Annotated in this window: 14 protein-coding genes, 8 tRNA genes and 3 pseudogenes; 20 read left to right on the top strand and 5 right to left on the bottom strand. The window is 71.1% G+C overall.

The genetic code is table 11. The features are described from left to right. Positions 1 to 256 (bottom strand): annotated as a pseudogene (locus DKL51_RS28550) (serine/threonine-protein phosphatase); the annotation flags it as partial. Positions 257 to 339: 83 nt separating this feature from the next. Between DKL51_RS28550 and DKL51_RS28545 the strand changes: the two are divergent. The 9 genes and pseudogenes from DKL51_RS28545 to DKL51_RS28510 all read left to right on the top strand — a co-directional run bounded on the left by DKL51_RS28545 (position 340) and on the right by DKL51_RS28510 (position 7,872). After that, on the top strand, positions 340 to 576 hold the full coding sequence (locus DKL51_RS28545) for an HTH domain-containing protein (RefSeq protein ID WP_124812734.1): 237 nt from the start codon (positions 340 to 342) through the stop codon (positions 574 to 576). After that, a pseudogene (locus tag DKL51_RS37585) lies at positions 573 to 785 on the top strand (Clp protease N-terminal domain-containing protein); the annotation flags it as partial. The gene DKL51_RS28545 and the pseudogene DKL51_RS37585, both read left to right, overlap by 4 nt. Before the next feature lie 141 nt (positions 786 to 926). Further along, positions 927 to 1,157 (top strand): annotated as a pseudogene (locus DKL51_RS37580) (Clp protease N-terminal domain-containing protein); the annotation flags it as partial. Positions 1,158 to 1,392: 235 nt separating this feature from the next. Further along, a complete protein-coding gene (locus DKL51_RS28535) occupies positions 1,393 to 2,394 on the top strand; it encodes a diacylglycerol/lipid kinase family protein (protein WP_109945808.1) in 1,002 nt (333 codons plus the stop codon). Further along, the gene (locus DKL51_RS28530) at positions 2,387 to 3,388 is read left to right on the top strand and encodes a YihY/virulence factor BrkB family protein (RefSeq protein WP_109945785.1); all 1,002 of its coding nucleotides are present in this window, start codon (positions 2,387 to 2,389) and stop codon (positions 3,386 to 3,388) included. The genes DKL51_RS28535 and DKL51_RS28530 overlap by 8 nt, the downstream gene beginning before the upstream one ends. A 77-nt stretch (positions 3,389 to 3,465) precedes the next feature. Then, positions 3,466 to 4,953, top strand: a complete 1,488-nt coding sequence (locus DKL51_RS28525) for a phosphatase PAP2 family protein (RefSeq protein ID WP_124812732.1) — start codon at positions 3,466 to 3,468, stop codon at positions 4,951 to 4,953. A gap of 9 nt (positions 4,954 to 4,962) precedes the next feature. Beyond that, positions 4,963 to 5,766, top strand: coding sequence for an endonuclease/exonuclease/phosphatase family protein (locus DKL51_RS28520; RefSeq protein ID WP_109966455.1), 804 nt, complete (start codon positions 4,963 to 4,965; stop codon positions 5,764 to 5,766). A 41-nt stretch (positions 5,767 to 5,807) separates the two neighbouring features. Further along, positions 5,808 to 6,923, top strand: a complete 1,116-nt coding sequence (locus tag DKL51_RS28515) for a hypothetical protein (RefSeq protein ID WP_124812730.1) — start codon at positions 5,808 to 5,810, stop codon at positions 6,921 to 6,923. Positions 6,924 to 7,113: 190 nt separating this feature from the next. Continuing rightward, positions 7,114 to 7,872, top strand: coding sequence for a class I SAM-dependent methyltransferase (locus tag DKL51_RS28510; protein WP_124812728.1), 759 nt, complete (start codon positions 7,114 to 7,116; stop codon positions 7,870 to 7,872). A gap of 163 nt (positions 7,873 to 8,035) precedes the next feature. Here the strand turns inward: DKL51_RS28510 and DKL51_RS28505 are convergent, their stop codons facing one another. Both DKL51_RS28505 and DKL51_RS28500 read right to left on the bottom strand, forming a co-directional pair. Continuing rightward, positions 8,036 to 8,902 (bottom strand): alpha/beta fold hydrolase, encoded by an 867-nt coding sequence (locus tag DKL51_RS28505; RefSeq protein WP_260428696.1) that lies wholly within the window; start codon positions 8,900 to 8,902, stop codon positions 8,036 to 8,038. Then, positions 8,899 to 9,861: a TIGR03557 family F420-dependent LLM class oxidoreductase gene (locus tag DKL51_RS28500; RefSeq protein ID WP_124812726.1), complete on the bottom strand. Its 963-nt coding sequence runs from the start codon at positions 9,859 to 9,861 to the stop codon at positions 8,899 to 8,901. Before DKL51_RS28500 ends, DKL51_RS28505 begins: the two co-directional genes overlap by 4 nt. A gap of 353 nt (positions 9,862 to 10,214) precedes the next feature. On the opposite strand from DKL51_RS28500, the gene DKL51_RS28495 reads away from it, so the two are divergent. The 4 genes from DKL51_RS28495 (at position 10,215) to DKL51_RS28480 (ending at position 10,587) form a co-directional block, all read left to right on the top strand. Next, positions 10,215 to 10,287, top strand: a tRNA-Gly gene (locus DKL51_RS28495). A 32-nt stretch (positions 10,288 to 10,319) separates the two neighbouring features. Further along, positions 10,320 to 10,397, top strand: a tRNA-Asp gene (locus DKL51_RS28490). Between the two features lies 1 nt (position 10,398). After that, positions 10,399 to 10,486, top strand: a tRNA-Ser gene (locus DKL51_RS28485). Positions 10,487 to 10,514: 28 nt separating this feature from the next. Further along, a tRNA-Arg gene (locus tag DKL51_RS28480) sits at positions 10,515 to 10,587 on the top strand. Between the two features lie 451 nt (positions 10,588 to 11,038). On the opposite strand, the gene DKL51_RS35905 is transcribed toward DKL51_RS28480, so the two are convergent. Beyond that, on the bottom strand, positions 11,039 to 11,614 hold the full coding sequence (locus DKL51_RS35905; RefSeq protein ID WP_221623256.1) for a transposase: 576 nt from the start codon (positions 11,612 to 11,614) through the stop codon (positions 11,039 to 11,041). Positions 11,615 to 11,710: 96 nt separating this feature from the next. Next, positions 11,711 to 12,061: an IS110 family transposase gene (locus tag DKL51_RS35900; RefSeq protein ID WP_221623255.1), complete on the bottom strand. Its 351-nt coding sequence runs from the start codon at positions 12,059 to 12,061 to the stop codon at positions 11,711 to 11,713. Positions 12,062 to 12,196: 135 nt separating this feature from the next. Here DKL51_RS35900 and DKL51_RS35290 point away from each other — a divergent pair. The 7 genes from DKL51_RS35290 to DKL51_RS28455 all read left to right on the top strand — a co-directional run bounded on the left by DKL51_RS35290 (position 12,197) and on the right by DKL51_RS28455 (position 15,617). Further along, positions 12,197 to 12,285: transfer RNA gene (locus tag DKL51_RS35290), tRNA-Ser, on the top strand. A 10-nt stretch (positions 12,286 to 12,295) separates the two neighbouring features. After that, positions 12,296 to 12,371 (top strand) — tRNA-Asn (locus DKL51_RS28470). A 1-nt stretch (position 12,372) separates the two neighbouring features. After that, positions 12,373 to 12,457: transfer RNA gene (locus DKL51_RS35285), tRNA-OTHER, on the top strand. Between the two features lie 246 nt (positions 12,458 to 12,703). Next, a complete protein-coding gene (gene tnpB, locus DKL51_RS28465; protein WP_260428695.1) occupies positions 12,704 to 14,101 on the top strand; it encodes an IS607 family element RNA-guided endonuclease TnpB in 1,398 nt (465 codons plus the stop codon). Positions 14,102 to 14,140: 39 nt separating this feature from the next. Beyond that, positions 14,141 to 14,215 (top strand) — tRNA-Arg (locus tag DKL51_RS35280). A 226-nt stretch (positions 14,216 to 14,441) separates the two neighbouring features. Further along, on the top strand, positions 14,442 to 15,041 hold the full coding sequence (locus tag DKL51_RS28460; protein WP_124812724.1) for a nucleotidyltransferase family protein: 600 nt from the start codon (positions 14,442 to 14,444) through the stop codon (positions 15,039 to 15,041). A gap of 135 nt (positions 15,042 to 15,176) precedes the next feature. Continuing rightward, positions 15,177 to 15,617 (top strand): SRPBCC family protein, encoded by a 441-nt coding sequence (locus DKL51_RS28455; protein WP_109945791.1) that lies wholly within the window; start codon positions 15,177 to 15,179, stop codon positions 15,615 to 15,617. Position 15,618: the final 1 nt, after the last annotated feature.

The following is a 15,618-nucleotide window of genomic DNA, read 5'->3' as shown; positions in this document are numbered from 1 at the left end:
CACCCGTGCCGGCGGCCCGGGCGGCGTCGACCAGGGTGCCGATCGTGGTGCCGCCGGCGAGCGCGCTGCCTTCGCCGTCACCCATGCCGTCGGCCACGGCCGCGAACGGCAGCTCCGGGTCGACGTGGTGCACGTCGAAGTTGGCCCGGTAGCGGTTGCCGACCACGCTGCCGGCGGCGATCTCCAGGACGATCCGGCCGACGACGTGGCGCCGGGTCGCCACGGTGGGCTGCTCGGGCGAGCGGCGGCGACTCACCAGCCGACGCTAGCACCGGGGGCGCCGCCGAGGTGTGTCAACCAGGGTTGACATCTGCGGCGCTGTCAACGTAGGTTGACGGCATGAGTCAGGCTACGGAACTCGCGGCCGCCGCCGGCAGCACCGACCCGAAGGTCGGGCTCCGGGCGGTACGCGCCCTGCGCCGGCTCCTCGAACGGCTCGAGGTGATCCAGGTGGAAAACGCCCGTCGACAGGGCTGGTCCTGGCAGGAGATCGCCGATGCGCTCGAGGTCAGCCGGCAGGCGGTCCACAAGAAGCACGCCGGGCGACCGGCGGTCCCGGGCACGTGGGAGGAATGATGTTCGAACGGTTCACCGACCGCGCCCGCGACGTCGTCCGGCGAGCCCGGGACGAGGCGCGGGCCGAGGGGCCGCAGCGCCGCGTCGGCACCGAGCACCTGCTGCTCGGCGTCCTCGCCGACCGCGACAACCTCGCGGTCCGGGTGCTGGCCGAGGCCGGCGTCCGCGCCGACGACCTGCGGGCAGCGGTCGCCCGGCACGTTGACCGGGGTGAATCCGGGTTGGCCGAGGCCGACGTCGCGGCGCTGCGCGAGATCGGCATCGACGTGTCGGCCGTCGTGGCCCGGATCGAGGAGTCCTTCGGGCCGGACGCGCTGCGCGGGGCCGAGCCCCCGATGCCCCGCCGGTGGGGGCGCCGGCGGGACTCCGGCGGGCCCTTCTCGCCGCGGGCGAAGAAGGTGCTGGAGCTGTCCCTGCGGGAGGCGGTCCGCCTGCGGCACCAGCACATCGGCACCGAGCACATCCTGCTCGGCCTGCTGCGCGAGGGGCAGGGGCTGGCCGCCCTGGTCCTCGCCGAGGCCGGCGTCGACCTCGGTGACCTGCGGCGGCGGGTCGAGCTCGCGCTGCGGACGGCGGCCTGAGGCCGACTCCCTGACCCACTGCGGATGTCCTTCGCCCACCGAGGCGGGGGCGCGCACCGGAACGACCGGATGAGACGAAAAGAAGCGGCGGTCCGGGTTGTCCCGTCGCCGGGACCGCGGACCGTGCCGGCCGGGCGAGCGGCGGCCGTGACCGATTTTGAAACCTTGTGGCGGTGCGCGGATCATCACGGGCTGTCGAGTCGCCGGCCGCCTGGAAGTGCTGCACACTGGCGCCGTGGACAGCGGACAGGACAAGCCGACGGCGGGCGAGCGCCGACCCCGCTCGGCCGTGGTGGTCAACCCCGTGAAGGTGGCCGATCTGGATGACTTCCGCCGGACGGTGGACGGGGCGCTCACCGAGGCCGGCTGGCCCCAGCCGATGTGGTTCGAGACCACGGTCGAGGACCCGGGCCGCGGCCAGACCGAGGAGGCGGTCAAGGCCGGCGCCGAGGTGGTCTTCGCCTGCGGCGGCGACGGCACCGTGATGGCCTGCGTCACCGCACTCGCCGGCAGCGACGTCGCGCTCGCGGTGCTGCCGCAGGGCACCGGCAACCTGCTCGCCGCCAACCTCGGCCTCTCCAACGATCTCGCGGCCGGCCTCGAGGTGGCCGTCGAGCGCGGGATGCGCCGCCTGGACGTCGGCGTGGTCGACGATCAGTGCTTCGCGGTGATGGCCGGGATGGGCTTCGACGCCCAGATGCTCGACTCCACCTCGGAGACGACCAAGAAGCGGATCGGCTGGCCGGCGTACATCATGGGGGCCGCGAAGCACCTGCGGGACCGGCCGATGCGGGTCTCGCTCCGGATCGACGACCAGCCGCCGCTGCGCCGCCGGGCCCGCTCGGTCCTGGTCGCCAACGTGGGCCGCCTCCAGGGCGGCGTACGGCTGCTCACGGACGCCGAACCCGACGACGGCTGGCTCGACGTGGCGGTGCTGACCCCGCGGACGCTGAGGCACTGGCTGGCGATGGGCTGGGCGCTGATCCGCCGCCGGGGCAGCGTGCCCCGGATGGAGGTCTTCCGGGCCCGGAAGGTCGAGATCGTCAGCAACCGGGCCCAGCCCCGCCAGCTCGACGGGGACCTCATCGAGCCCGGTCGCGCGCTGAAGGCCGAGATCCGGCCCGAGTCGCTCTGGCTCTGCGTACCGCGGCCGGAGCGCCACCCCGACCTGTCGGTGGACGCCGACGCGGCGGCCGAGCGCGGCGAGCGGCTGGTCGAGGACGCCCGGCGTGAGTAGCACCAAGATGGTGCCGGAGACCCGGCTGATGGCGGCGGAGGAGCTTTCCGCCGACGACGCCTGGCGCACCCTGCGCCGGCACGGCGGCTGGTGCCTGCTGCGGGACGCCTTCATCCGGTTCCGCTACGGCGACGGGTTCAGCCACTCCCGGGCATTCGCGCTGCAACTCTGCCTGGCGGTCGTGCCGTTCCTCATCGCGCTCACCGGTCTGATCACCGACCTGGGCGTCGAGGAGGGCGGCCGGGTGGTCGCCGACACCGTGCTGGCGCTCACCCCGGGCCAGAGCGAATCGGTCGTGCAGGAACTCCTCGCCGACGGCCAGCACACCGAACGCGCCGGCGAGCTGGCGCTGACCCTCGGTCTGCTGACCGGCCTGGTCGCGCTCACCACCGCCATGGCGCAGATCGAGCGGGGCGCCAACCGGATCTACGGCGTGGAGCGGGACCGCCCGGCTCTGGCCAAGTACCTCCGCGCGGCCGTCCTCGCGCTGACCGCCGGCGTCCCCGCGCTGACCGGCTTCCTGATCCTGGTCGGCGGCAAGGCGATGGGCGAGTCCGTGCAGCGGCACTACGAGTGGGGCGGCTTCGCCCACGCCGCCTGGGACGTGATTCGCTGGCCGCTCAGCCTGGGACTGACCGTGCTGGCCGTGGCGTTGCTCTTCCGGCACGCCCCCCGACGCCGCCAGCCCGGCCTCTCCTGGCTCGTCATCGGCGCCGGCATCGGCACCGCGCTCTGGTGGCTGGCCAGCCTGCTGCTCGCCGCGTACGTCAAGTTCAGCGGCGGCTTCGGGCAGACCTACGGGGCGCTCACCGGGATGATGGCCCTGCTGATCTGGGCCAACCTGACCGGCATGGCGCTCTTCGGCGGGCTCGCCTTCGCCGCCCAGTTGGAGGCGATGCGGATCGGCGTGGAGGAGCCGGCCCAGCCCGACCTCTGGGAGCCGGAGGACGAGCGGACCGAGGTCGTCGACAGCGGGGACATGACCGCGCTCTGAGCCGGCGCGCGGCCACCCGGTGTACGCGCGACGCGGATCGGGTACAGCGCCTCGCCAGAGGACAAGGGAGGTGCGGGGTGACCGCGGTCAAGGAGACGACGCGACGGCCGCTCGGCCATTTCGCCGAACGCAGCATCGCAGGGCTGGTGGTCGTCGCCGGCGCCGGCGTCGGGTTCGGCCTGCTGCTGATGCTCGTACGGTTCCACTGGGGCCCGCTCTACCACGCCGACCACGAGGTTGCCGAGTGGTTCAATGGCCTCGTCGCGCCACACCACCCGCTGGTCACCGTGCTCCAGGCGATCACCGACCTGGGCGGCCGGCCGGTGCTGATCTGGCTGATCACCATCGCGGTGGTCAGCCTGCTGATCCGCCGCCAGTCCCGGCTGGCGGTCTACCTGATCATCGCCGGGGTGGGCGGGCTGATCCTCGACCCGTCGCTCAAGGCCCTGGTCGGCCGGCTGCGCCCGGTGGTGGACGTGCCGATCACCCACGCTCCCGGCAACAGCTTCCCCAGTGGTCACGCGCTCGGCTCGTTCGTCGCGTACGGCGCGTTGCTGCTGGTCTTCCTGCCCGCCATGCGGCCCCGCTGGCGCAAGCCGGCGATCGCGCTGGTGGCCGTGCTGGTGGTGCTGATCGGCCTGACCCGGATCGCGCTGGGCGTGCACTTCGTCTCCGACGTGCTGGGCGGCTGGCTGCTCGGCGCGGCCTGGCTGGGCGTCACCGCGTACGCCTTCCGGCTGTGGCGCCGGGAGCGCGGCCGCCCGGTGCCGCCGATCACCGAGGGCCTGGAGCCGGAGGCGGGCGAGGAGATCAAGCCCGCCCCGGCCGAGGAGCACGTGCTGGAGCACCCGCGCTCCTCCGTCGCCGAACTGGTGGTCGGCTGGGTCATCGTCTTCGGTGCCCTCTACGGCTTCGGGATGTTCGTCAGCTACCACGCCAAGGGCACCTTCCTCGACACCGTGGACACCGAGGTTCCGCGCTGGTTCGCCGCCCGGCACACCGACACCCTCACCGAGCTGAGCTGGTGGTGGAGCAAGTTCGGCGACACCCACGCGATCCTGCTGGTCTCGCTGGTCTTCTGCCCGCTGGTGCTGGCGGTCTGGAAGCGGTGGCGGCCGGTGCTCTTCGTGGTGCTGGCGATGTTCGGCGAGCTGAGCCTCTTCCTCGCCTCCGCCCGGCTGGTCGAGCGTCCCCGCCCGCCGGTGGAGAACCTGGACGGCCACATGCCCACCTCGTCCTTCCCCTCCGGGCACATCGCCGCGACGATCTGCCTGTGGACGGCGATCGCCCTGATCGTCTTCCCCCGTACGGATCGCTGGTGGCGCTGGATCTTCGTGGCGATGGTCGTGATCATGCCGGTCGGTGTCGCCATCTCCCGGATGTACCGGGGCATGCACCACCCGACCGACTTCATGGGCGCGATCCTGCTCGGTGCGCTCTGGATGTCGCTGCTCTATTGGGTGGTCCGGCCGAACGCCGACCTGCGCGAGGGCAACCAGCCGGCCATCAAGGCGGAGCAGGTCCACGAGCTGGACGACGAGCTGGCCAAGGCGCGGGAGGACTGACCGGCGCCGATGCTGCGGGTGATGACCTGGAACATCCGGACCGGCGGTCGGGAGCGGGGCGGCCCCGACCGGCTGGACCGGGTGGTCGCCGTGGTCACCGAGCAGCGGCCGGACGTGCTGGCCCTGCAGGAGCTGCGCGACTTCGACCGGGGCGGGCTGCTGGCCGAGGTGGCGGGCCGGGTGGGGATGGTGCCCCACCTGGCCCGAACCTGTGTCGGGCAGCCGGTCGCGGTGCTGGTCCGCGCGCCGTGGCGGGTGCTCCACGCCGGCCGCGTCCGCCGGCCGTTCCACCACGCCGCCGCCCGGGTGGTGGTCGGCACCGCAGCCGGACCGTTAACCGTGTTCAGCACCCACCTCAACCCGTACACGGGTGGGCGGCGGCGAATGGAGGCCGACTGGCTGGCCGCTGACCTGCGCCGGTCCGGTGGCGAGCTGGCGCTGCTCGCCGGTGACCTGAACACACTGGACCCGACAATCGATCACACCGAGCGGCTGGCCGGCCTGTCGATCCCCTACCGACGCCGACACCTGCGCCGCGACGGACGTACCGTCGACACCCGCGCGGTGTCCCGGCTGCTCTCCGCCGGCCTGGTCGACCTCTATCCGGCGGGCGGCGGGTCCGAAGCGGCCGGGTTCACCGTGCCGACCCGGCACGGCGGTGCGGAGTTCGCCCCGATGCGCCTGGACTACCTGCTCGGGACGCCCGCGGTCGCGGCGGTGACCCGACGGGTCCGGGTGGTCCGGGGCGGGGAGGCGGACCGGGCCTCCGACCACTACCCGGTGGTCGGGGAGCTGGAGCTGACGCCCGGCTGAGCGGTGCGGCGGTGGTTGTCCGGGCTCACTACCGTGGCCCCGTGACCGGCACGCCCACCCTCCGACCGTCCGAGCCGCACCGCCCGGCGGAGCTTCGTCCCGGTCCGCACGACGCGCGGTCCCTGCCGCCCCGCCGGGACCCGGCGGGGGAGCCGCCGCCGCTGGTCGCGGCCGTCGCCCGGGGCGTCGCCCTGGTGGTGGTGCTTCCGGTACGCCTGCTCTGGGAGCTCGCCACCGCCGCCCCCCGGCTGATCGACCGGTACCTGCTCACCCCGGCCGGCCGGTTGCTGCGCCGGTGGCTGCTGCTGCCGCTCGCCTGGGCGGCCCGCACCCTGCTCTGGGCTCCGCTGGTCTGGGTGGCCCGGACGCTCGTCTGGACGCCGGCGGTGTGGCTGGCGCGCGGGGTGGCGTGGGTGGCGGTGCGCCTAATCTGGCGTCCGCTGGTCTGGGCGGCCCGGACGTTGGTGTGGACGCCGCTGGTGTGGATCGCCCGGGGCGTGGCCTGGGTGGCGCGGTACGTGGTGTGGCGTCCGCTGGTCTGGGTGGCGCGCAACCTGGTCTGGCTGCCGCTGTCCTGGCTGGTCCGGAACCTGATCGTCCGGCCGTTGGCGTGGCTGGGCCGGGCGCTCGCCCCGGCCGGCCGCGCGCTGCTGCGCGGGCTGGGGATCGTCGGTCACGCCCTGCTCCACGGGCTCGGGGCCATCGCCAGGGCGCTGGCCGCCGGGATCGGGGCCGTGGCATGGGCGCTGGTCGCCGGGTTCGCCGCGGTCGGCCGGGCGTTGCTGGTGTCCGCCCGGTTCGTGGGCCGGCTCCTGGTCGACGCGGTCGTCTCCGCGTGGCGGCTCGCCGGGCGGCTGCTCCACCTCTTCTACCGGATGCTGCTGCGTCCGGTCGGGCTGGCCCTGCGGTGGCTCTGGCGGCACACCGCGGTGCCGCTCGGCCGAGCGGTCCGCTGGTCCTGGAAGCACACCGCGCTGCCGCTCGCCCGGGCGGTCCGTTCGGCCTGGCGGCACACCACCCGGCGGGTGGCCCGCGGGAGCCGAGCCGCCTGGCGGGCGACCATCGTGCCGGCCCGCCAGTGGACCGGCCGCGCCGTCCTCGACCCGGTCCGCCTGACCTCCCGCGAGATCCTCAAGGCCCTCGGTCTCCGCCGCTGACCCACTCGTCGTCCGCCCCCCGCGCCGCGCCGCGGCCCAGTAGCCCGCAGATCTTGTCGAGCAGGTCGTGGGTGAAGCTCCGGTCGCACAGGGACCTTGCGGGGTGACGCGACGACGAATATCGTCCCGATGTATCGGCATGATATATCGGGACGGCGCTTGCGGTCGCCCGGCCAACGCGGGAGCGGCGATGAGGTCGATCGACTACGACACCGAGCAGTACCAGGACTACGCGCGCGGCCGCGCGCTCACCCAGCGGCAACTGCATGTATGGATAAGCGCCTTTGAAGCCGTGCTGCCCGAGCGGCGTCCGCTGGCGGGGCTGGACGTCGGCTCAGGGACCGGCAGGTTCACCCCCGCGCTGGCACAAGCGTTCGGGCCAGTCACCGGCGTCGAGCCGTCGGTCCGCATGCGCGAGGTTGCGCAGACGCACTCCCAGCATCCCGGTGTGCGGTATCTGGCAGGCACCGCCGAGGACATGCCAGTGCCGTCCGGCAGCGCCGACTACGCTCTCATGTTCTTGTCCTGGCACCACGTCCAGGACAAGCCCCGGGCAGCCCGGGAGTTGGCCAGGGTGCTCAGGCCCGGCGGGCGGCTGCTACTGCGCGCGAATTTCAGCGACCACCATCCCCGGCCGTGGTGGCTGGAGTACTTCCCTCGCGGTTACGAGGTGGACGCCTCGCTGTTTCAGCCGCTGCACGAGGTCATCGCGACGTTCACGTCGGTCGGCTGGCGCGTTGCCAGCTTCGGCACGGTCACCGAGCCGTCCCCCGGCACCTGCGGCGACATGCTCGAACGGCTGCGCCTGCGCACCCTCTCGTTCTTCGCGCAGCTCAGTCCCGACGAACTGGAGACCGGCTTCCGCCGACTGGAGGAGGCTGTTGCCGCAGACCCCGGCGCACCAGCGCCCGTGTTTGCTGAGCCGCTACTCACGCTCGAACTGCGCTAATGAAACTGCGGTCCGGTAAGCCGCGCCCGCGGGCGGGGTTAGAGGAGGAGGTTGAGCAGGACGGTCAGGACGACCGAGGCGAGGATCGAGAAGAGGATCATCAGCAGGCAGCCGAGGCCACCGCCGAGCGGGCGGATCTCCGTGTTGCCGATGCGCATGGTTCCTACCTTCTGAGGGCGGGCGCCAGCAGGACCCGGATCGCGTCGGCGGCCTGCGCCGGGGCGGTGGTGGCGACGTTGTGCGCGGCACCCGGCACGGTCACCGCGCGGCCGTCAGGGGCGAGCCGGGCGGCCTGCTCCCGCCAGGCCGGCGGGACCACCGGGTCGCGGCCGCCGGCCAGCACGAGCGTGGGCACGGTGACCCGCACCAGGTCTGCCTCGATCGCGTTGTGCACCGAGTGGGACAGCATCGCGAAGACCCGCCACGGGCGGGCGTCCCAGACGTCGCGCAGCAGGATCGGTGTCTGCAACTTGGCCTCCCGCAGGGTGTCCACCAGGAACCGGCCGAACTGGTGCCGGCGGGAGCGGGCGGCCGGATCGCTGGTCGGGCCGGCCACCACCAGGGCGCGGACCAGATCGGGACGGCGGGCGGCGAGCGCCGCCGCCACCTCCGCCCCGAACGAGTGCCCGACCAGACAGACCGGCGCCAGCCGGTACGCCTCCAGCCAGGCGGCCAGGTGCGCGGCGTGCGCGGACACGTCGTACGCGCTGCGGGGGCGCTCGGTCAGCCCGAAGCCGGGCAGGTCCGGCACGTACACCGGGTGGGTGGCCGAGAGGGTGAGGGCGAGCGGGGTGAGGTAGCGGTGCGAGACGGCCAGGCCGTGCACCAGCACCATCGGCAGCGCACCGCTGCCCGGGTCGGCCGACCGTCGGGTGTGCGTACGCAGCCCGGCGACGAGCCGCCACTCACTGGTCAGGCCGGCGGCGGGCCGGGGCGCCGCGAGGGCGAGGCGCAGCTCGGTCAGGCCGAAGCGGCCCGGTGGCGACGGCCGTACCGCACCCCGGGACGTCCCCGGCGGCGGAAGGATCACAGCTCGCGCAGCCGGGGGAGCAGTTCCTCCTGCGCCCAGTCGAGGAACACCGGCTGGCCCTCGGCGCCCACCTGCACGAGCGCCACGTGGGTGAAGCCGGCGTCGACGAACTTCTTGAACGCCTCGACGTGCTTGTCGACGTCCGGACCGCAGGAGATGCCCTGGGCGACGTCCTCCTCGCGGACGAACTGGGTGGCGGCGGCGAACGCGTCCGGGTCGGGCAGGTCGGCGTTGACCTTCCAGCCCAGGCCGAACCAGCGGAACTGGTCGTGCACGATCTTGCGGCACTCGGCCTCGTCCGGGCCGTAGCAGATGGCCACCTGCCCGTAGCGGGGACGGCCCGCGCCGCCGGCCTCCTCGTACATCTCGACGAGGTGCGGAAGCGGGTCGGTGGCGATCATGCCGTCGGCGTACTCGGCGGCGAGGGTGGCGGACTGCCGGCCGGAGGCGGCGACGGCCATCGGGACGGGGCGGTCCGGCCGGTCCCAGACGTATGCGTCGGGGACGTCGAAGTGGTTGCCGGAGAAGGTCAGCGTCTCGCCGTTGAGCAGCGGCCGGATGATCTGGAGCGCCTCCTCGAACATCTCGTGCCGTTGCTGCACGTGCGGCCAGCCGCCGACCACGTGCTCGTTGAGGTTCTCCCCGGCGCCGAGGCCGAGGGTGAACCGGCCATCCGAGAGCACCCCGATCGTGCTGGCCTTCTGCGCCACGACCGCTGGGTGGTAGCGGCGGATCGGGCAGGTCACGAAGGACATCAAATCCACCCGGCTGGTGGCGTGGGCAACCGCGCCCAGCACCGACCAGGCGTACGGGGCGTGGCCCTGTGAGTCCAGCCAGGGGTAGTAGTGGTCGGACATCACCAGGTGGTCGAAGCCGGCGGCCTCGGCGCGTACGGCGTGGTCGACCAGTTGCTTCGGGCCGGCCTGTTCGCACATGAGGGTGTAGCCGACGTTGACCATGGCGTTCTCCTTCCGGGCGGATCGTCACCGGATACCCGGCCGGCCGGGGGTCAACCCTGGTGTCCGCTTCCGCCCAGCCGGAACAGAGTGACCACCTACGGACCGGTGCTGCCGATCTGGACCCGCAGTGGATGCGACGCGCTTGGCCGTGCCCGATCCAGCGGCGGGAGATTCGCGCGGAAGTTCGAGGGCGCAGCGGTGTCCTTGCCGTCTACATGGGTGCGCAACTGGTGCGTGAAGGAGCACTCCAAGCCTGGCGATCTTGCGCCGAATGTCCAGTAATTTTTGGTGAGCCGGTCGGAATTCCTCTGACCATGGATCTGTTGTTCACCCCGGAGGCTTTACGATTCCATGCGGTTGTAGCTCAGTTGGTAGAGCGCCACCTTCCCAAGGTGGAGGTCCCGGGTTCGAGGCCCGGTAGCCGCTCTCAAATTGGCAAGTCCTGACGAATGGACCATGCTCCGTTAGCTCAGCACGGTGAGAGCGCTGCCCTGTCACGGCAGAGGTCGCCGGTTCAAGTCCGGTACGGGGCGCCACGGAAGGGTGGCCGAGCGGTCTAAGGCACCTCCCTGCTAAGGAGGAGCGGGCTAACCCGTCGCAGGTTCGAATCCTGCCTCTTCCGCCACGTGCGCCGTCCGGCGGACGTTGACCATGCCCCTGTAGCTCAGCGGATAGAGCATCGGACTACGGATCCGTGTGTCGGAGGTTCGAATCCTCTCAGGGGTACGCATCGGGATGTGGCGCAGCTTGGTAGCGCACTTGACTGGGGGTCATCCCTGAAGAGGTGGGGTCGTGTCAAGCGCGGACGCTGGACCGGTTGTGACCGGTTTATGGCTGATTTCCGGATCGGTGCGTGAGGGGTCGGGGTCCAGGCTCGACCTTTAGGTCGACCCGCGTAGCGGGCGTGGCCTTGACGCCGATCCCGAGACGATCGCACGATGGCGGCGCCGGGAGCAGGCTATGAAGTTGTGTGGGCCGCCTTCTCCAAGGTCCGAAATGGATCTACGGCATGCCGGTTGGGATCCGGTTGCCGGTCATCCCTTCGCCGCGGTGCGCGGCATGGAGTGGTGCGGCCACAGCCAGGGCCGGGTCAATGAAGTAACGCTCGACCGCGTCCCGCGTTCGGGAGGGTCAGACCCCCAAGCGACCTCGGGTCCTGGCTGTGTCCCGATCTGGCTCACGCCGGTCGGGTGCGCAGGGCGCGGATGTGCCCGTCGCGCAGCCCGTAGAACACCAGCGAGAGAAGTTTTCGGCCGGCGGCGACCTTGCCAATGTTGGATCCCCGGCGGGCCGCGACCCGGACCCGAGTCGCGCCGATCGGGCCGCGGCTGAGCCGTTGCACCGCCTCGATCGCAGCCCAGCGCAGCAGGGGACTGCCTTGTTTGGTGATCTGGCCCCGGTGCACGGTGGTGTCGGACTCTCGGTGGCGTGGGGTCAGCCCAGCCCAGGAGCACAGCTGCTGCGGGCGGTGGAAACGGCTGACGTCGCCGATCTCGGCAACGAAGATCGCCGCTAACACCGGGCCGACACCGTCGATGGCCTGCACCGCACGGTATCCCGGATGGGCGGCGAGTTTCGCTGCGGTGCGCCGAGCGACCACGTCGATCTCGAAGTCAAGGGCCTCGATCAGCCTGCGCAGCGACACGATCCGTGCGTGGTAGGCCGGGTCCAGATGCAGATCATCGAGGAGCTTCCCGCCCGCCTTGCCGAACAGATCCGACATCGGCACCGTGACGCCCTGCTTGCCGAGCACCGCATGGACCTGCGCTTTGAGTCCGGACCGCAACGCGACAAGTTTGCTGCGATGACGCACCGCTTCCCGCAGCTCCCGTACCGCCGGCGGCGCGATCTACGCCTCCGGCAACCGGCCCATACGCAACAGGTCAGCCAGATCAGCCGCATCGCGCACATCGTTTTTGACCCGCCGATAGGCGAACCCTTTCACACCCAACGGGTGGGCCAGATGCACGACCGCGCCGGCGTCCTGGAGCACGTCGACCGCCCAGTACCAGCCGTAGGTCGCCTCCAACACCACCTCGGGTGCTTCACCGGCCTTCGCGATCTCCAACCCCAACGTCAGCGGATCGTTGTCAATCCGCACCGTCTCGAGGCGCTCCCCGGCCTGCGTCATCCGCACGATCACCGTGCGCCGCCGATGCAGATCGATACCGACGATCTGCTTGCCGTCATACTCATCCATAGGGGCCTCCATCGTCGTGGTGGACGTAGACAGCCCAAGCGAACATCGCAACTGGGTGACTGTCACGGGGAGGCGAGGCCCCGCCTCTTCATCGCATCAAGGGGCCGTCGGTTCAAATCCGGCCATCCCGACCACGGAGACGCCAGCCGATCGGCGCCGGCCGCGGTCTTGAAAGCCGTTGGGGGTAATACCCCGTGGGCGTTCGACTGGCCCCGTCTCCGCCAAGCACGACCATTCGGCATTGGGTGATTGGGCAGCCCAGCGGCCTGTTGAGCCGCCCGTCCTGGTTCGAGCCCAGGTGCCGAAGCCACGGAGAGGCCGGCTGGCTACGGAAGCGCCGTTGGAAGCGGCGCAGGGGTCGCCCCCTCGTGGGTTCGAATCCCACCCTCTCCGCCATGCCCGTGTAGCTCGACCTGGCACACGGGTCACCATGCGGGTGCGCCGAAGTTGGAGAGTCGGGGCCGGCTGTAACCCGGGGGGTGTCAACTGTTGCCGGTTGAGTAGGCGTTCCTTGGAAGAGTGGCTTGCGGTGTCGGTGGTGCATCGCGACAGGGATCCGATGGTCGGCGGTGCGGGTGCCGTGGGGGTTGTGGCGTTGGTGGTTGCGGGTGATTGTCGTACTGGGTGGTTATCGTGCTCGGCGTGGCGCACCGGGAGCGGTTGAGTGTGGTGCAGGCGTACCGGTTCGCGTTGGACCTGACCGCGAGGCAGGAGCGGGCGGTGCTCGCGCATGCGGGGGCGGCGCGGGTGGCGCACAACTGGGCGCTGGCCCGGGTGAAGGCGGTGATGGATCAGCGGGCCGCCGAACGCTCTTACGGCATCGACGAGGCGGACCTGACCCCGACGCAGGGCTGGTCGCTGCCGGCTTTGCGTAGGGCGTGGAATCAGGCGAAGCCTGTGGTGGCGCCGTGGTGGCGGGAGTGCTCGAAGGAGGCGTTCAATACCGGCCTGGACCCGCTGGCCCGGGCGTTGAAGAACTGGTCCGACTCCCGTAGCGGCAAACGCGCCGGGCGGCCGGTGGGGTTCCCCCGGTTCAAGTCCCGGCGCCGGTGCACCCCGTCGGTGCGGTTCACCACCGGCGCCATCCGCGTCGAACCCGACCGTAAGCATGTGGTGTTGCCGCGGCTCGGCCGGTTGAAGTTGCACGAGTCGGCTCGCAAGCTCGCCCGCCGGCTGGAGGCGGCCACGGCGCGGATCGTGTCGGCGACGGTGCGCCGCGAGGGTGGCCGGTGGTTCGTGGCGTTCTGCGTCGAAGTCGACCGCGCCGCACGCACTCCCGAGCAGCCGCACGTGGTGGTCGGCGTGGACCTGGGCGTCAAGCATCTGGCCGTGCTGTCCACCGGTGAGGTGGAGCCCAACCCACGCCATCTCGACGCCGCCGCCCGTCGGTTGCGGCGTCTGGCCCGGCGCGTCTCTCGCCGGGTCGGCCCGGACCGGCGCACCGGCCGGCGTGCGTCGAGGCGGTGGGAGCGGGCGCGCGGCCAGCTCGGCCGGGCGCACGCCCGGGTGGCAAACCTGCGCCGCGACGGCCTGCACAAGCTGACCACCCGGCTCGCCCGCGAGTACGGCACCATCCTGGTCGAAGACCTCAACGTGGTCGGGATGCTGCGCAACCGCAGGTTGGCTCGGCGCATCGCCGACGCCGGGTTCGCCGAACTACGCCGGCAACTCGGATACAAAACCTCATGGAACGGCGGGCGGCTGGTGGTGGCCGACCGCTGGTATCCGTCCTCGAAGACCTGCTCGGGCTGCGGCGCGGTGAAAGCCAAGCTGGCCCTGTCCGAGCGCACCTACACCTGCACCACGTGTGGCCTGACCCTGGACCGGGACGTCAACGCCGCACGCAACCTCGCCGCACTCGCGGCCCAGGCGAGCGCCGCCGGGAGTGGCCCGGTGGCTGGACGTGGAGCCGACCGTAAGACCCGCCGAGCCGGGCCGGTGGCTGTGAAACGTCAACCCGGCACCGCCACAGCGGGCAAGACCGGGACCGTCCCACCGCAAGGCGGGACATCCGATCAGATGCTTACCAAAGCATCATGAGAGGAAACGGTTCGAATCCCTCCGCCCGCACCATGCCCTCGTAGCTCAGCGGAGGGAGCGCGACGTTCCGAGCGTCGAGGCCGCTGGTTCATTCCCAGAACGCCCGGCCGCGCTCGAGGCCGTTCTTGGGCGTCGGCAGCTTAGAGAAACAGTCAGAACGGGTGCCCCGCCGGGTCACGGTCGATCTGCCATACCGCGGTCCGTACCCGCACATCGGCGAGCCGGAAACCACAGCGCTGTTGCTCCTGACACCCCGTGGCCGGCACAGTGACTCGATGAATCAGCCAAGGTCCGCTTTGGACGTCTGGAACGAGGAGCACCGACGGGGGCCACTACGTCGATGATCCGAAAGACTGAGCCAGGCGGTCCACAGGCAACGGAACTGGCGGAACTGATCGCTTCATCCGCGTGGTTTCTCAACGTGCTGACCGCCGTCAGGGATGCTGGTCTACCGGACGCATGGGTCGGAGCGGGAGCTCTTCGAGATCTGGTGTGGGGACAGCGGTACGGGGGCGGCTTCGACCCGCAGGACGTTCGGGACGTCGACGTCGCATTCTTCGACCCGACCGATCTCACCCACAGCAATGACGTTGCGGCGACCGAGCTTCTGAGGCACCGCGAGCCGGCCGTCCCGTGGGAGGCCACCAACCAAGCCGCCGTGCATACCTGGTACGAGCACGTGTTCGATACTGCACCAGTTGATGCGCTTCGCTCCACAGCCGCTGCCATAGCCACCTGGCCCGAAACCGCTACCTCGGTGGCGGTGCGTCTCGATCCTGCCGCGACACTGCAGGTCTGCGCACCGTTCGGGCTGGACGACCTGCTCAATGGCATATGGCGGCGCAACCCACGACGAGTCACCGTCGAGCTGTCACGAGCCCGCCTAGCTCGCCACGAGCCGAGCAGGCGATGGCCGCGGGTAAAGATCATCCCGCCGTAGACGTACAGCAATCAGATTCGGCCTCGGATCGCTGCGTCAGCAAGTTCGCGCTCCTCCACCGTCACATCCTGACGCCAGGTGTGTAATAGCGATGCGAACAGACATCCTCATCACTACCCGCGCCGAGGAGAAGCCATGGCAGCAATCGTGTCCAATATCGAGATCGCTCGGCCGCCAGACGAGGTGTTCGCGTATGTCACCGACCCCTCCCGGTTCGCCGAGTGGCAGGACGACGTGGTGCGCGCAGAGGCAGCTGGTCCGCCGGTCGTGGGCTCAAGGTTCACGACGACTCGCCGGATCGGTGGTGTCGAGCGCACCATGACGCAGGAGGTGACGGAGAGCAGTCCCCCCAGGCGCTGGGCCGTGCACGGTGTCGACGGACCGATCAGGCCCAACGTGACCATCAATGTCGAACCTCTCGACGACGGCGCCCGGTCGCGGGTGACGTTCGCACTCGACTTTGAAGGACACGGGCTCGGCGCGGCCCTCGTGCCGATGGTTCGGGGGATGGCAGCGAAGGGGGCGCCCGCAAGCTACCGGAACCTGAAAGAACGGCTTGAGACAAAAACCTCCTAGC

The organism is Micromonospora globispora, from assembly GCF_003857015.1.
Lineage (GTDB): Bacteria > Actinomycetota > Actinomycetes > Mycobacteriales > Micromonosporaceae > Micromonospora > Micromonospora globispora.
This window is presented reverse-complemented; position numbering and strand designations above follow the sequence as displayed.

Coding starts and splice junctions, on each gene's coding strand:
- DKL51_RS28455 (WP_109945791.1), top strand. CDS start 15,177: ATGGCAGCAATCGTGTCCAATATCGAGATCGCTCGGCCGCCAGACGAG.
- DKL51_RS35900 (WP_221623255.1), bottom strand. CDS start 12,061: ATGGATGAGTATGACGGCAAGCAGATCGTCGGTATCGATCTGCATCGG.
- DKL51_RS28510 (WP_124812728.1), top strand. CDS start 7,114: ATGAGGTCGATCGACTACGACACCGAGCAGTACCAGGACTACGCGCGC.
- DKL51_RS28460 (WP_124812724.1), top strand. CDS start 14,442: ATGATCCGAAAGACTGAGCCAGGCGGTCCACAGGCAACGGAACTGGCG.
- DKL51_RS28500 (WP_124812726.1), bottom strand. CDS start 9,861: ATGGTCAACGTCGGCTACACCCTCATGTGCGAACAGGCCGGCCCGAAG.
- DKL51_RS28545 (WP_124812734.1), top strand. CDS start 340: ATGAGTCAGGCTACGGAACTCGCGGCCGCCGCCGGCAGCACCGACCCG.
- DKL51_RS28520 (WP_109966455.1), top strand. CDS start 4,963: ATGCTGCGGGTGATGACCTGGAACATCCGGACCGGCGGTCGGGAGCGG.